Annotated in this window: 15 protein-coding genes; 9 read left to right on the top strand and 6 right to left on the bottom strand. The window is 64.3% G+C overall.

Annotated elements, in window-relative coordinates:
* Nucleotides 1–55: 55 nt before the first annotated feature.
* The 5 genes from dnaB to rpsF form a co-directional block, all read right to left on the bottom strand.
* Nucleotides 56–1,489: a replicative DNA helicase gene (dnaB, locus tag CLV01_RS24665; protein ID WP_012207024.1), complete on the bottom strand. Its 1,434-nt coding sequence runs from the start codon at nucleotides 1,487–1,489 to the stop codon at nucleotides 56–58.
* Between the two features lie 132 nt (nucleotides 1,490–1,621).
* Complete coding sequence (rplI, locus tag CLV01_RS24670; RefSeq protein ID WP_013801023.1) at nucleotides 1,622–2,074, bottom strand: 50S ribosomal protein L9; 453 nt, start codon at nucleotides 2,072–2,074, stop codon at nucleotides 1,622–1,624.
* An 11-nt stretch (nucleotides 2,075–2,085) separates the two neighbouring features.
* Nucleotides 2,086–2,367 (bottom strand): 30S ribosomal protein S18, encoded by a 282-nt coding sequence (gene rpsR / locus CLV01_RS24675; RefSeq protein ID WP_012207026.1) that lies wholly within the window; start codon nucleotides 2,365–2,367, stop codon nucleotides 2,086–2,088.
* An 18-nt stretch (nucleotides 2,368–2,385) separates the two neighbouring features.
* A complete protein-coding gene (gene priB / locus CLV01_RS24680; RefSeq protein ID WP_012207027.1) occupies nucleotides 2,386–2,676 on the bottom strand; it encodes a primosomal replication protein N in 291 nt (96 codons plus the stop codon).
* 26 nt (nucleotides 2,677–2,702) lie between these two features.
* Complete coding sequence (rpsF, locus tag CLV01_RS24685; protein WP_012207028.1) at nucleotides 2,703–3,065, bottom strand: 30S ribosomal protein S6; 363 nt, start codon at nucleotides 3,063–3,065, stop codon at nucleotides 2,703–2,705.
* 307 nt (nucleotides 3,066–3,372) lie between these two features.
* On the opposite strand from rpsF, the gene grpE reads away from it, so the two are divergent.
* From grpE to dnaJ, 3 genes are all read left to right on the top strand, one after another.
* The gene (gene grpE / locus CLV01_RS24690; RefSeq protein ID WP_013801022.1) at nucleotides 3,373–3,918 is read left to right on the top strand and encodes a nucleotide exchange factor GrpE; all 546 of its coding nucleotides are present in this window, start codon (nucleotides 3,373–3,375) and stop codon (nucleotides 3,916–3,918) included.
* Nucleotides 3,919–3,996: 78 nt separating this feature from the next.
* Nucleotides 3,997–5,982 carry a molecular chaperone DnaK gene (dnaK, locus tag CLV01_RS24695; RefSeq protein ID WP_257221599.1) on the top strand — a complete coding sequence of 662 codons (1,986 nt, stop codon included), beginning with the start codon at nucleotides 3,997–3,999 and terminating at the stop codon, nucleotides 5,980–5,982.
* A gap of 100 nt (nucleotides 5,983–6,082) precedes the next feature.
* Nucleotides 6,083–7,225 (top strand): molecular chaperone DnaJ, encoded by a 1,143-nt coding sequence (dnaJ, locus tag CLV01_RS24700; RefSeq protein ID WP_013801020.1) that lies wholly within the window; start codon nucleotides 6,083–6,085, stop codon nucleotides 7,223–7,225.
* Between the two features lie 69 nt (nucleotides 7,226–7,294).
* On the opposite strand, the gene CLV01_RS24705 is transcribed toward dnaJ, so the two are convergent.
* Nucleotides 7,295–8,557, bottom strand: coding sequence for a tetratricopeptide repeat protein (locus tag CLV01_RS24705; protein WP_180288450.1), 1,263 nt, complete (start codon nucleotides 8,555–8,557; stop codon nucleotides 7,295–7,297).
* 241 nt (nucleotides 8,558–8,798) lie between these two features.
* Between CLV01_RS24705 and CLV01_RS24710 the strand changes: the two genes are divergently transcribed.
* The 6 genes from CLV01_RS24710 to CLV01_RS28980 all read left to right on the top strand — a co-directional run bounded on the left by CLV01_RS24710 (nucleotide 8,799) and on the right by CLV01_RS28980 (nucleotide 13,515).
* Nucleotides 8,799–9,743 (top strand): LysR substrate-binding domain-containing protein, encoded by a 945-nt coding sequence (locus CLV01_RS24710; RefSeq protein ID WP_012207033.1) that lies wholly within the window; start codon nucleotides 8,799–8,801, stop codon nucleotides 9,741–9,743.
* Nucleotides 9,744–9,806: 63 nt separating this feature from the next.
* The gene (leuC, locus tag CLV01_RS24715) at nucleotides 9,807–11,228 is read left to right on the top strand and encodes a 3-isopropylmalate dehydratase large subunit (protein ID WP_034396655.1); all 1,422 of its coding nucleotides are present in this window, start codon (nucleotides 9,807–9,809) and stop codon (nucleotides 11,226–11,228) included.
* A gap of 31 nt (nucleotides 11,229–11,259) precedes the next feature.
* Nucleotides 11,260–11,385 (top strand): entericidin A/B family lipoprotein, encoded by a 126-nt coding sequence (locus CLV01_RS24720; protein WP_012207035.1) that lies wholly within the window; start codon nucleotides 11,260–11,262, stop codon nucleotides 11,383–11,385.
* A gap of 20 nt (nucleotides 11,386–11,405) precedes the next feature.
* The gene (gene leuD, locus CLV01_RS24725) at nucleotides 11,406–12,059 is read left to right on the top strand and encodes a 3-isopropylmalate dehydratase small subunit (protein ID WP_012207036.1); all 654 of its coding nucleotides are present in this window, start codon (nucleotides 11,406–11,408) and stop codon (nucleotides 12,057–12,059) included.
* Between the two features lie 96 nt (nucleotides 12,060–12,155).
* Nucleotides 12,156–13,226, top strand: coding sequence for a 3-isopropylmalate dehydrogenase (gene leuB / locus CLV01_RS24730; protein ID WP_012207037.1), 1,071 nt, complete (start codon nucleotides 12,156–12,158; stop codon nucleotides 13,224–13,226).
* 76 nt (nucleotides 13,227–13,302) lie between these two features.
* Nucleotides 13,303–13,515, top strand: a complete 213-nt coding sequence (locus tag CLV01_RS28980; RefSeq protein ID WP_143290003.1) for a hypothetical protein — start codon at nucleotides 13,303–13,305, stop codon at nucleotides 13,513–13,515.
* The last annotated feature ends 66 nt before the right edge of the window (nucleotides 13,516–13,581 follow it).

Consider the following 13,581-nt stretch of genomic DNA (forward strand, 5'->3'; position numbering starts at 1 on the left):
CAAACGGCCCCTCGGGGCCGTTTTTCATTGCGGGCACAAAGCCGGGGTATCCCGGTCAGTACTCGTCGCCGCCACCGTAGCCCACAGCCAGGTTCTCGAAGCGCGTCTGGTTCTTCTGGAAGAACACCTTCACCGTTCCCGTGGGACCGTTACGCTGCTTGCCGATGATGACTTCCGCAATGTTCGGCTCCTTGCTGTCCTTGTTGTAGTAGTCATCACGGTAGATGAACATGATGATGTCGGCATCCTGCTCAATGGCGCCCGACTCGCGCAGGTCGGACATCATGGGACGCTTGTCGGTGCGCTGCTCCACCGAGCGGTTGAGCTGGGACAGGGCAATCACCGGGCACTGCAGTTCCTTGGCCAGCATTTTCAGGCCCCGCGAAATCTCGCCCAGCTCGGTCGCACGGTTGTCGGAACTGGCAGCCGAGCCCGAGCCGCTCATCAGCTGCAAATAGTCCACCACGATCAGGCCCAGCTTGCCGCAGGTGCGCGCCAGGCGCCGCGCATTGGCGCGCAGTTCCGTGGGGGACAGGCCCGGTGTCTCGTCGATGTGCAGGGACACCGTGCGCAGCCGCTCGATGGCTTCCGTCAGGCGCGGCCACTCGTCGTCGTTGAGCTTGCCCGTGCGCAGATTGCCCTGGTTGACGCGGCCGATGGAGCCGACGATACGAACCGCCAGCTGGGCCGCGCCCATTTCCATGGAGAAAATGGCGACCGGCAGGCCCTCGTTGAGCGCCACATGCTCGGCGATATTCACCGCAAACGAAGTCTTGCCCATCGAGGGACGGGCAGCCAGCACCACCAGGTCACCGGCCTGCAGGCCGCTGGTCATGCGGTCCAGATCGACGAAACCCGTGGGCACGCCGGTCACGTCCATGGGGTTGTCGGCCATCTCCTGGACACGGTCGAGCAGGTCCACCACGAGCGTGTCGAGCGACTGGAAGCCCTGCTTGTTGCGCGCACCCTCCTCGCCGATGGCCAGGATCTTCTGCTCGGCCTCGTCCAGGATGCGATCGACCGTCTTGCCCTGCGGATTGAAGGCATTGGTGGCGATGTCGTCGCTGGCAGTCACCAGTTTGCGCAGGATGGAGCGCTCCCGCACGATCTCCGCATAGCGCCGGATGTTGGTGGCGCTGGGCACGTACTGCGCCAGCTGGTTCAGGTACAGCAGGCCGCCGATTTCCTCGGCCTTGCCCATGCTCTGCAAATGCTCGTAGACCGTGATCACGTCGGCCGGCTTGCTGCCGTTGATCAGCTTGCCGATGGCCTCGTAGATCAGCTTGTGCTCATGGCGGTAGAAATCACCATCCACCAGCAGATCACCAACACGCTCCCAGGCGTTGTTGTCCAGCAGCAGCCCCCCTAGAACGCTGGACTCGGACTCCATCGAATGCGGCGGCACGCGCAACTGGGCCACCTGCTGGTCGCCAGCAGGCAGCGGTGCGAACGCATCATCGAGATCGAGCGGGGGCATTACGGACGACATGGAATTCCTGGAGATGAGCCCGCCATCGTAGCGGCTGGCAAAAGGCCGCGCCACCCGGCGTCATCACCCTGGCACGGCAAAGCAAAAAGCCGCCCTAAGGCGGCTTTTTGGTGATACGGGACAAGCCCCGGATCAGGAGTGGTCGCCGTAGACCGACACCGTCACTTCGACGCTGACGTCGGTGTGCAGTGCCACGACCACGGTGGCGTCGCCCACGGTCTTGATGGGACCGTTGACCAGGCGAACTTGCGACTTGGCAACGGCAAAGCCGGCCTTGGTCAGTTCTTCGGCGATGTCGGCGTTGGTCACCGAGCCGAACAGGCGGCCGTCAACGCCAGCCTTCTGGGTCAGCTTGACGTTTGCGCCGTTGAGCTTTTCGCCCAGTTGCTGAGCAGCAGCCAGCTTTTCAGCCGCTTGCTTTTCCAGTTCGACGCGCTTGGCTTCGAACTCGGCCTTGGCGGAAGCCGTGGCACGACGGGCAGCGCCCGTGGGGATCAGGAAGTTGCGGGCGTAGCCGTCTTTGACCTTGACGATGTCGCCGAGGCCACCGAGGTTCACAACCTTGTCGAGCAGAATGACTTGCATGGTTGTATTCCTTAGATCTTGTGCTGGTCAGAGTAAGGAACCAGAGCCAGGAAGCGGGCGCGCTTGATGGCCGTGTTCAGCTGACGCTGGTAGATGGCGCGCGTGCCGGTCAGGCGAGCGGGCACGATCTTGCCGTTTTCACCGATGAAGTCACGCAGGGTGTCCACATCCTTGTAGTCGATTTCTTCGACGCCGGCGACGGTGAAGCGGCAGAAGCGCTTGCGCTTGAACAGCAGCGACTGCGTGTTGCGCTTGGGGCGCTTGTCCTTGTTGAATTTCTTGAACGTGGCCATTTCTGGACCTCTTGAAAATTAGTTTTGTTGAATGTCCTGGATGTGGAAAACCAGCAATTTGCCGTTGCGGGGCGTTGCCAGGAAGCCTTGGAACTTCCACTGGCTGCCGAGCGCCTGGCGGGCCAGCTTTTCAGCCAGCGCGCCAAAGGCCACCGCCTTGACAGATGCCGTCACGCTGCGTTCGCTTCCTGCTTCTTTTTGCCGCGACGCGTGTTCGAGTCGCAGTTCAAGGGCGGGCAGCCCTGCCGGCGTGTAGCGCAGTGCTTGAAGCTCTGCGATGGCGGCCGTCAGTGCAACGTGGTTCTCCACTCCTTCAGGCTCTGAAAGGGCTGGGCTCAGGCCTGTTCGGTCTGGCTGGCCTTGCGGGCTTCTTCACGCTCGACGGTCTTCATCATCGAGGAAGGCGCAGTGTCGGCCTTCTTCTTCTGAACCGTCAGGTGACGCAGCACGGCATCGTTGAACTTGAAGGCATGCTCCAGCTCAGCCATCACAGCCTGGTCGGCTTCGATGTTCAGGCACAGATAGTGGGCCTTGGCGAGCTTGTTGATCATGTAAGCCAGTTGGCGACGGCCCCAGTCTTCTTCGCGATGGACCTTGCCACCGCCAGCGGTGATCATGCCCTTGTAGCGTTCCAGCATGGCGGGAACCTGCTCGCTCTGATCCGGGTGGATCAACAAAACGATTTCGTAATGACGCATATCGACTCCTTTTGGGAAAACGCCGCCCACTGCGTCTTGTAGCGGTGCGGCAAGGCAAAGCATTGGATTCTAGCGCAGCCCTCTTCCATCTGTACACTCCGCACTGCCCGAGACCCCGGATTCGTGTGGGGCTTTTGCCCCTTCGCCCGGCTTTTGCCCCCACCGTGTGCACCTGCAGTGCGCATGCACAGGCACAAAGCCCTTGAAAATACACCGATCCGCTCGCATCTCGATTCAAGATCGTGCAATCGCCAAGCCTGGCCTCCAGCGCGGCGATCTTTTTGTTTTGTAGCTGAAGTCTCCATCCATGTCCGAACAAAACTCCAACCCCTTTCAAGACGCAGCCCCGGAAGAAATCGAAGCCGCCATGGCGGCCAACGCCGCCGACGAGCTGCAGCGCCTGCAGGCCGAGCTGGCCGAACTCAAGGCCAAGAGCGCCGAGCTGGCCGACCAGTTCCTGCGCGCCAAGGCCGAGGCAGAGAATGTGCGCCGCCGCGCGGAAGACGAAGTGTCCAAGGCCCGCAAGTTCAGCATCGAGAGCTTTGCCGAAAGCCTGCTGCCCGTCTGCGACAGCCTGGATGCCGCACTGGCCATCCAGCAGGCCACGCCAGAGCAGCTGCGCGAAGGCGCCGACGCCACGCTGCGCCAGCTGACCTCGGCCCTGGAGCGCAACAAGGTCGTGACCATCAACCCGGCAGCCGGCGAGAAATTCGACCCCAACCTGCACCAGGCCATCAGCATGGTGCCTGCCCAGCAGGAAGCCAACACCGTGGTGTCGGTGCTGCAAAAGGGCTACCTGATTGCCGACCGTATCCTGCGCCCGGCCCTCGTGACCGTGGCCCAGCCCCAGTAAGCGTGCGCTCACGGCATCGCTGACAAAAAAGAGGCAAAGCCCCTTGAAGCAGCGCCTGCCGGCCACAAGTTAGCAGTCATTCAAACATTTCACAGAACGCGGAGAGAATTCAAAATGGGAAAAATCATCGGTATTGACCTGGGCACCACCAACAGCTGCGTGGCCATCATGGACGGCAACACCACGCGCGTGATCGAGAACAGCGAAGGTGCACGCACCACGCCTTCGATCATTGCCTACCAGGAAGACGGCGAGATCCTCGTCGGCGCCTCGGCCAAGCGCCAGGCCGTCACCAACCCCCGCAACACCATCTACGCCGCCAAGCGCCTGATCGGCCGCAAGTTCGACGAGAAGGAAGTGCAAAAGGACATCGACCTGATGCCCTACACCATCTCGCGTGCCGACAACGGCGACGCCTGGGTGGAAGTGCGCGGCCAGAAGCTGGCCCCGCCGCAGATTTCCGCCGAAGTGCTGCGCAAGATGAAGAAGACCGCCGAGGACTACCTGGGCGAGCCCGTGACCGAGGCCGTGATCACCGTGCCTGCGTACTTCAACGACGCCCAGCGCCAGGCCACCAAGGATGCCGGCCGCATCGCCGGCCTGGAAGTCAAGCGCATCATCAACGAGCCCACGGCGGCGGCCCTGGCCTTCGGCCTGGACAAGATCGACAAGGGCGACCGCAAGATCGCGGTGTATGACCTGGGCGGCGGCACGTTTGACGTGTCCATCATCGAAATCGCCGATGTGGACGGCGAAAAGCAGTTCGAAGTGCTGTCCACCAACGGCGACACCTTCCTGGGCGGCGAAGACTTCGACCAGCGCATCATCGACTACATCATCACCGAGTTCAAGAAGGACCAGGGCGTTGATCTGGCCAAGGACGTGCTGGCCCTGCAGCGCCTGAAGGAAGCCGCCGAGAAGGCCAAGATCGAGCTGTCGAACTCGGCCCAGACCGACATCAACCTGCCCTACATCACGGCCGATGCCTCGGGTCCCAAGCACCTGAACATCAAGCTGACCCGCTCCAAGCTGGAAAGCCTGGTCGAAGATCTGATCGAGCGCACCATTGCGCCCTGCCGCACGGCCATCAAGGACGCAGGCGTGTCCGTGTCCGACATCGATGACGTGATCCTGGTCGGCGGCATGTCCCGCATGCCCAAGGTGCAGGAGAAGGTCAAGGAATTCTTCGGCAAGGAACCCCGCAAGGACGTGAACCCCGACGAAGCCGTGGCCGTGGGCGCCGCCGTACAGGGCCAGGTTCTGTCGGGTGACCGCAAGGACGTGCTGCTGCTGGACGTGACGCCGCTGTCGCTGGGCATCGAGACGCTGGGTGGCGTGATGACCAAGATGATCACGAAGAACACCACCATCCCAACGAAGTTCGCACAGACCTTCTCGACGGCCGACGACAACCAGCCGGCCGTGACCATCAAGGTGTTCCAGGGCGAGCGCGAGATGGCTTCGGGCAACAAGATGCTGGGCGAGTTCAACCTCGAAGGCATTCCGCCCGCAGCGCGTGGCGTGCCCCAGATCGAAGTGGCCTTTGACATCGACGCCAACGGCATCCTGAACGTGTCCGCCAAGGACAAGGCATCGGGCAAGGAAAACAAGATCACCATCAAGGCGAACTCGGGCCTGTCCGAGGACGAGATCCAGAAGATGGTGAAGGACGCCGAGCTGAACGCAGCCGACGACAAGAAGAAGCTGGAACTGGTCCAGGCCCGCAACCAGGGCGAAGCTGCCGTGCACAGCGTCAAGAAGAGCCTGGGCGAGCATGGCGACAAGCTCGACGCTGGCGAGAAGACCGCCATCGAGAGCGCCGTCAAGGACCTGGAAGAGGCCCTGAAGGGCGAGGACAAGGACGCCATCGACGCCAAGACCACGGCGCTGATGACGGCCAGCCAGAAGCTCGGCGAGAAGATGTACGCCGATGCGCAGACAGCCGGCGGCCCCGAGGCAGCAGCAGCCGCCGCAGCGGCCGGTGCAGCAGGCGCCTCGGCCGGTGCAGCAGCCGCTGACGACAACGTCGTTGACGCCGAAGTCAAGGAAGTCAAGAAGGACTGAACCCAGCGCGTGGTCCCTTGACGACCGCTTGCCGCCGCGCTCGGCCCTGCCAAGGGGCTGACGCGGCGTTCCTGTTCTCACTGACTGGCTAGCAAACACCATGTCCAAACGCGATTTTTACGAGGTCCTCGGCGTTGCCAAGAACGCCTCGGACGACGACATCAAGAAGGCTTATCGCAAGCTGGCGATGAAGTACCACCCTGACCGCAACCAGGGGGATGCTGCAAGCGGGGCGGAAGAGAAATTCAAGGAGGCCAAGGAGGCCTACGAGATGCTCTCCGACAGCAACAAGCGCGCGGCCTACGACCAGTACGGCCATGCAGGCGTGGACCCCAACCGCGGCATGGGCGGCGGCGCCGAAGGCTTTGGTGGCTTTGCCGAAGCCTTTGGCGACATCTTTGGCGACATGTTCAACCAAGGTGGCGGCAGACGCGGCGGCGCCGGTGGCGGCCGCCAGGTCTACCGCGGCAACGATCTCAGCTACGCCATGGAGATCACGCTGGAGGAAGCCGCCCACGGCAAGGATGCGCAGATCCGCATCCCCAGCTGGGATGGCTGCGACACCTGCCACGGCAGCGGCGCCAAGCCCGGCACCAGCGCCAAGACCTGCACCACCTGCAACGGCATGGGCAGCGTGCAGATGCGCCAGGGCTTCTTCAGCGTGCAGCAGACCTGCCCGCACTGCCGGGGCACGGGCAAGATCATTCCCGAGCCCTGCACCAGCTGCGGCGGCCAGGGCAAGGTCAAGCGCCAGAAGACACTGGAAGTGAAGATTCCAGCCGGCATCGACGACGGCATGCGCATCCGCTCCTCCGGCAATGGCGAACCCGGCACGAATGGCGGACCGGCGGGCGATCTCTACATCGAGATCCGCATCAAGGACCACGACATCTTCGAGCGCGACGGCGACGACCTGCACTGCAACGTGCCCGTGAGCTTCATCACGGCGGCGCTCGGCGGCGAGATCGAGGTCCCCACCCTGTCGGGCAAGGCGGCCATCGACATCCCCGAAGGCACCCAGGCCGGCAAGCAGTTCCGCCTGCGCGGCAAGGGCATCAAGGGCGTGCGCTCCAGCTATCCCGGCGACCTGTACTGCCACATCGTGGTCGAGACGCCCGTCAAGCTGACCGAGTACCAGCGCAAGCTGCTGCGCGAGCTGGAGGAATCGCTCAAGAAGGGCGGCGCCAAGCATTCGCCCAGCGGCGAGAGCTGGACCGACAGGCTCAAGAGCTTCTTCAGCTGATGCAGCACTGAGCCCCCAACAAAAACGCCTCTTCCGAGGCGTTTTTCATTGGTGCCTGCTCAACAGGTCTCAGGGAGCGGGTTTGGCCTTCCAGGCCGCCGCCTGGCGCTCGGTGCGTGCACGCTCGGCCGCGCTCAGCGGCTGGGCCATGCTGTCACGCTTGGCGGCCAGCGAGCTGTCCCTGCCCGCCGCCAGCAGCATCCAGAAATAGGCCTGGGACGGGCTGCGCTCCACGCCCTTGCCCGACGCATAAAGGCTGGCGAGATTGGACTGCGCCAGCGCGTCGCCCTGCTGGGCGGCACGCTCCAGCCAGCGCGCGGCCTTCTCGTCGCTGGCGGGCACGCCCTGGCCATTGGCATACAGCACGCCCAGGTTGGACTGGGCTGCGGCATTGCCCTGCTCGGCCGCCTTCTCCAGCCAGTGGGCGGCCTGCGCCATGTCGCGATCGACCACGCCACCCTCGGCATAGAGCATGCCGGCATTGAATTGCGCATCGGCATGGCCCTGGCCTGCCGCCGCCACAAACCAGCGCAGCGCCTGCGCCACGTCCTCGGCCACGCCCCGGCCCGTGGCATACATCACGCCCAGACTGTACTGACCGGCCGCTTCACCTTGCTCGGCCGAGCGCTGGAACCACTGCACGGCCTGCGCGGGGTCCTTGGCGGCTCCGCGCCCCTCGGCCAGCATCAGACCCAGGTTGTTCTGGGCCACGGCATCGCCCTGCTCGGCAGCCTTGCGATACCACTGCACGGCCTGGGCATCGTCACGCGCCACACCACGGCCATTCGCATACATCAACCCCAGGTCGGACTGGGCTGGCGCATAGCCATGCTGCGCAGACTTCTCATACCACTGGGCCGCCGTCTCGGCACTCAGGGCAACGCCCTGGCCGCGCTTGTACAGCGAACCCAGCGCGTACTGGGCGCTGGCCTCGCCCTGCTCGGCATGCTGGTGCAGCGCTGCGACCTCGGCCGCACTCAGACCGGGCTCGCCCTTGGGGGCATGACCCATTGCGGCTGCGGCAGTTCCGGCCGCAACGGCTCCTGCCGCCACGCCAGCGGCGGCGGCCTTGGCCGGCGCATTGCGGGTTGGAGAGGGCGCCGACTTGCCCCCGGTCTTGACGGCGGCCTTGCCCGCTGGCCTGGCTGCCGCTTTGGCTGCAGGTCTGGCTGCAGGCTTGGTCGGTGCCTTCGCACCGCTCTTGGCCGTGTTCTTCGCTGGGGGCTGCGGCTTGGCAGACGCCGGGACGGCCATGCAGGACAGGGCTGCGGCCAGCAGCAATGACAGGCCTGCAGGCAGGGCTCGCAGGCCCGTCGGATATCGATCGTTCATATGCTCTTATTTTTGCAGCAATCCATGCAGGCGACTGGCGCAAAGATTGACAAATTCTTTCAGTATGCAACCGGCGTTCCGTCAGGAAAAGCCGACCGCAGCCATCGCCAGGGGACATGACCCCCATCTCCATGAAATCGCACGACATCACCAAAGACATCGCGCTTGAAGATGACAGATCGATGACTTGTGCGAGAAAATCCATCCAACTTCTCCTAATGAGAAGCCTGAACCCCACCACATGAAGAATTCAGAGCGCAGTTTTGCACGGCGCATAGACCTTACCTCCCTGCAGCTGTTCGTGGCTGTCTGCGAACTTGGCAGCATCGGCCGCGCGGCCGAGCGTGAGTTCATTGCAGCCTCGGCGGTGAGCAAGCGCCTGTCCGATCTCGAGGCCACGGTGGACACAGCCCTGCTGTACCGACACAGCCGTGGCGTGACCTTGACGCCGGCCGGCGAAAGCCTGCTGCACCATGCCCGCAACGTGCTGTACGGCCTGGAGCGCATGCAGGGCGAGCTGTCCGAGTACGCCGATGGCGTGCGCGGCCATGTGCGCATCCACGCCAACATGTCTGCCATCGTGCAGTTCCTGCCGGAAGACCTGGGCGTGTTCGCGCGCAAGCACGGCCAGGTCAAGATCGACCTGCAGGAGCAGCTCAGCCCCGCCGTACTGGCTGCCGTACAGGAAGGCACGGCCGACATCGGCATCTGCTCCATGGCGTACATGCCGCTGGGCAATGGCCAGGCCACTCCCGTACTGCAGCACCGCCCCTACCGCGAGGATCGTCTGGTCGTCGTGGTGCCCGAGCAGCACGCGCTGGCGCACAGCGACAGCGTGGCCTTTGCTGATGTGCTCGAATGGGACATCGTCAGCCTGCAGGCCGGCTCCTCCATCAGCCTGGCCATGCGTGCGGCCGCCGCACAGGCGGGGCATGCGCTGCACCAGCGCATCCAGGTCACCAGCCTGGATGCCATGTGCCGCATGATCGACAACGGCCTGGGCGTGGGACTGATCCCCGACCGCGCCTTCGAGCTCATGCACGGCGTGGGCCATCTGCGCGCACTGGAGCTCAGCGACGACTGGGCTCGGCGCGAGCTGAGCATCGTGGCGCGTGACTTCGACGCGCTACCCGTCACGGCCCGCCTGCTGGTCGAGCACCTGAGCCCGCCGGCCAGCGCATCCTGAAGGCCACTTGGCCGCTGGATGCCCCCAAAAATTTCCCCACGACACCAACCATTCGAGAACGCCATGGGACGCACCCTCTACGACAAGATCTTCGACGAGCACGTCATCCACACCGAGGATGACGGCACCGCCGTCCTCTACATCGACCGCCACCTGGTGCACGAAGTCACCAGCCCCCAGGCCTTCGAAGGACTGCGCATGGCCGGCCGCAAGCTGTGGCGCATCAGCTCCGTGGTCGCCACGGCCGACCACAACACCCCCACCGACGGCTGGGAGCGCGGCTATGACGGCATTGCCGACCCCATCAGCAAGGAACAGATCACCACGCTGAACACCAACATCGGCGAGTTCGGCTCTGCGGCCTTCTTCCCCTTCATGGACAAGGGTCAGGGCATCGTCCACGTCATGGGCCCCGAGCAGGGCGCCACCCTGCCCGGCATGACCGTGGTCTGCGGCGACAGCCACACGTCCACGCACGGCGCCTTCGGCGCACTGGCCCACGGCATCGGCACGTCCGAGGTCGAGCACGTGATGGCCACCCAGACCCTGCTGGCCAAGAAGGCCAAGAACATGCTGATCAACGTCAGCGGCAAGGCGGCCCCCGGCATCACGGCCAAGGACATCGTGCTGGCCATCATCGGCAAGATCGGCACGGCCGGCGGCACGGGCTACACCATCGAGTTCGCGGGCGAAGCCATCCGCGACCTGAGCATGGAAGGCCGCATGACGGTCTGCAACATGGCCATCGAAGGCGGCGCGCGCGCAGGCCTGGTGGCCGTGGACGACAAGACCATCCAGTACGTCAAGGGCCGCCCGCTGGCCCCCACCGGCGCCGAATGGGATGCCGCCGTCTCCTACTGGAAGACGCTGCACTCCGATGCCGATGCGAAGTTCGACCGCGTGGTCGAGCTGCAGGCCAGCGAGATCGTGCCGCAGGTCACCTGGGGCACCTCGCCCGAGATGGTGCTGGGCGTGGATGCCCGCGTGCCGGACCCCGACAAGGAAAAGGATGCCAGCAAGCGCGGCGCCATCGAACGCGCGCTGACCTACATGGCCCTGGAGCCCGGCAAGGCGATCGACGACATCTTCGTGGACAAGGTCTTCATCGGCTCGTGCACCAACAGCCGCATCGAAGACATGCGCGAGGCCGCCGCCGTGGTCAAGAAGCTGGGCCAGAAGGTGGCGCGCAACATCAAGCTGGCCATGGTCGTGCCCGGCTCCGGACTGGTCAAGGAACAGGCCGAGCGCGAAGGCCTGGACCAGATCTTCAAGGCGGCAGGCTTTGAATGGCGCGAGCCCGGCTGCTCCATGTGCCTGGCCATGAATGCCGACCGCCTGGAGCCCGGCGAGCGCTGCGCCTCCACCAGCAACCGCAACTTCGAAGGCCGCCAGGGCGCGGGCGGACGCACCCACCTGGTGAGCCCCGCCATGGCTGCAGCCGCCGCCATCCACGGCCACTTCGTGGACATCCGCAGGTTCTCCTGATCCGATCCCGCAACTGCCCCGCCTGCACACCATGAAGCCCTCCTTCTCGATCCTCCTGATCGGCCTGGCCTTCACCCTGGCCGCCTGCAATACCGTCAAGGGCATTGGCCAGGACGTGCAAAGCGCGGGCAGCGCCATCGAACGCGCCGCCCGCTGAACCCTGAATCCGATACAGCCATGCAACAATTCACCGTGCACAAGGGCCTTGTCGCCCCCATGGACCGCGAAAACGTCGATACCGACGCCATCATTCCCAAGCAGTTCCTCAAGTCGATCAAGAAGACCGGCTTCGGCGTGAACCTGTTCGACGAATGGCGCTACCTGGACCATGGCGAGCCCGGCCAGGACCCGGCCTCGCGCAAGCCCAACCCCGACTTCGTGCTCAATCAGCCGCGCTATGCGGGCGCCTCCATCCTGGTCGCACGCAAGAACTTCGGCTGCGGCTCCAGCCGCGAGCACGCGCCCTGGGCCCTGGACCAGTACGGCTTTCGCGCCATCCTGGCACCCAGCTTTGCCGACATCTTCTTCAACAACTGCTTCAAGAACGGCCTGCTGCCCATCGTGCTGCCCGAAGCCACGATCGACATGCTGTTCAACGAGATCGCGGCCTTCCCCGGCTACGAGCTGACCATCGATCTGGATCGCCAGGTGATCGTGCGTCCGCAGGGCGAGGAGATCCCTTTCGATGTCATCGCCTTTCGCAAGTTCTGCCTGCTCAACGGCTTTGACGATATCGGCCTGACGCTGCGCCACGCCGACAAGATCCGCGCCTACGAGGCCGAGCGCCTGGCCACCAAGCCCTGGCTGGCACACACGCTGGTGCAGCGCTGATCGACCTCCACTTGCGCGCATCAATGGGCCGCAGGCGTTGCTGAACCAGTCGCCGGCGGCCTTCCACCATCCGAACAGTCTCTCAAAAGGAACACCATGAAAATCGCAGTCTTGCCCGGTGATGGCATCGGCCCCGAAATCGTTGCGGAAGCCGTGAAGGTGCTGGGCGCCCTGGGCCTGGACTTCGACATGCAGACGGCCCCCGTGGGCGGCGCTGCCTACGAAGCTGCCGGCCACCCGTTGCCCGAATCCACGCTGAAGCTGGCCATGGAGTCCGACGCCGTGCTGTTCGGCGCCGTGGGCGACTGGAAGTACGACACGCTGGACCGCCCGCTGCGCCCCGAGCAGGCCATCCTGGGCCTGCGCAAGCACATGGGCCTGTTCGCCAACTTCCGCCCGGCCATCTGCTATGCGGAACTGACCCACGCCTCCAGCCTCAAGCCCGAGCTGGTCGCGGGCCTGGACATCCTCATCATCCGTGAGCTGACCGGCGACATCTACTTCGGCCAGCCGCGCGGCCGCCGCGTGGCCACCGACGGCCACTTCCCCGGTGCCGAGGAAGCCTTCGACACCATGCGCTACTCCAAGCCCGAGATCGAGCGCATCGCCCATGTCGCCTTCCAGGCCGCGCAAAAGCGCAGCAAGCGCGTGACCAGCGTGGACAAGGCCAACGTGCTGGAAACCTTCCAGTTCTGGAAGGACGTGGTCACCGAAGTGGGCCAGCAGTACCCCGATGTGCAACTGGACCACATGTACGTGGACAACGCCGCCATGCAGCTGGTCAAGGAACCCAAGCGCTTTGACGTGGTGGTCACGGGCAACATGTTCGGCGACATCCTGTCCGACGAAGCCTCCATGCTGACCGGCTCCATCGGCATGCTGCCCTCGGCATCGCTCAACTCCAGGGGCCAGGGCCTGTACGAGCCCAGCCACGGCTCGGCCCCCGACATCGCCGGCAAGGGCATTGCCAATCCGCTGGCCACCATCCTGTCGGCCGCGATGATGCTGCGCTTCTCGCTGAACCAGGAAGCCGCCGCCCAGCGCATCGAAGCCGCCGTGCAAAAGGTGCTGGCCCAGGGCCTGCGCACGGCCGACATCTACAGCGAAGGCACGACCAAGGTCTCCACCCGCGAGATGGGCGATGCCGTGGTGGCCGCACTGGCCTGAAGTCCATGACGGCCGCCAGCCTCCCGGCTTGCGGCTGTCCCTGTGGCGGGCAGGCACTGCCCTGCTTTGCCACAACATGGCAAAACGTCAAAATAGACGTTCGGTTTTCGCCGATTCGACGAAGATATTCATCAAAACAGACATTCTCTTTCCTGGCGTATTCGATAGAATGACGTCTCTTATGTTTGCCGCCCGCCCGTTCCTCCTGCTGAACATTGCACCCGCCGCCATGGCTGGTGTGGCTGCGCGCGCAATCACCTCCACAACCATTACGACAATCAAAGGCTGACCCAGCCCGGTTCGTCGTGCGCCCTCACCTGGCCTAGACGAGCCGGGCGACAACAGTCTTGATCAA

Source organism: Delftia sp. 60, from assembly GCF_002754395.1.
Lineage (GTDB): Bacteria > Pseudomonadota > Gammaproteobacteria > Burkholderiales > Burkholderiaceae_C > Comamonas > Comamonas acidovorans.

Excerpts from the sequence above, each read along its gene's own strand:
- CLV01_RS24720 (WP_012207035.1), top strand. The coding sequence starts at position 11,260 with ATGAAGCCCTCCTTCTCGATCCTCCTGATCGGCCTGGCCTTCACCCTG.
- rplI (WP_013801023.1), bottom strand. The coding sequence starts at position 2,074 with ATGCAAGTCATTCTGCTCGACAAGGTTGTGAACCTCGGTGGCCTCGGC.
- CLV01_RS24705 (WP_180288450.1), bottom strand. The coding sequence starts at position 8,557 with ATGAACGATCGATATCCGACGGGCCTGCGAGCCCTGCCTGCAGGCCTG.
- rpsF (WP_012207028.1), bottom strand. The coding sequence starts at position 3,065 with ATGCGTCATTACGAAATCGTTTTGTTGATCCACCCGGATCAGAGCGAG.
- grpE (WP_013801022.1), top strand. The coding sequence starts at position 3,373 with ATGTCCGAACAAAACTCCAACCCCTTTCAAGACGCAGCCCCGGAAGAA.
- dnaB (WP_012207024.1), bottom strand. The coding sequence starts at position 1,489 with ATGTCGTCCGTAATGCCCCCGCTCGATCTCGATGATGCGTTCGCACCG.
- leuD (WP_012207036.1), top strand. The coding sequence starts at position 11,406 with ATGCAACAATTCACCGTGCACAAGGGCCTTGTCGCCCCCATGGACCGC.
- CLV01_RS24710 (WP_012207033.1), top strand. The coding sequence starts at position 8,799 with ATGAAGAATTCAGAGCGCAGTTTTGCACGGCGCATAGACCTTACCTCC.
- leuB (WP_012207037.1), top strand. The coding sequence starts at position 12,156 with ATGAAAATCGCAGTCTTGCCCGGTGATGGCATCGGCCCCGAAATCGTT.
- leuC (WP_034396655.1), top strand. The coding sequence starts at position 9,807 with ATGGGACGCACCCTCTACGACAAGATCTTCGACGAGCACGTCATCCAC.
- rpsR (WP_012207026.1), bottom strand. The coding sequence starts at position 2,367 with ATGGCCACGTTCAAGAAATTCAACAAGGACAAGCGCCCCAAGCGCAAC.
- CLV01_RS28980 (WP_143290003.1), top strand. The coding sequence starts at position 13,303 with ATGGCAAAACGTCAAAATAGACGTTCGGTTTTCGCCGATTCGACGAAG.
- dnaJ (WP_013801020.1), top strand. The coding sequence starts at position 6,083 with ATGTCCAAACGCGATTTTTACGAGGTCCTCGGCGTTGCCAAGAACGCC.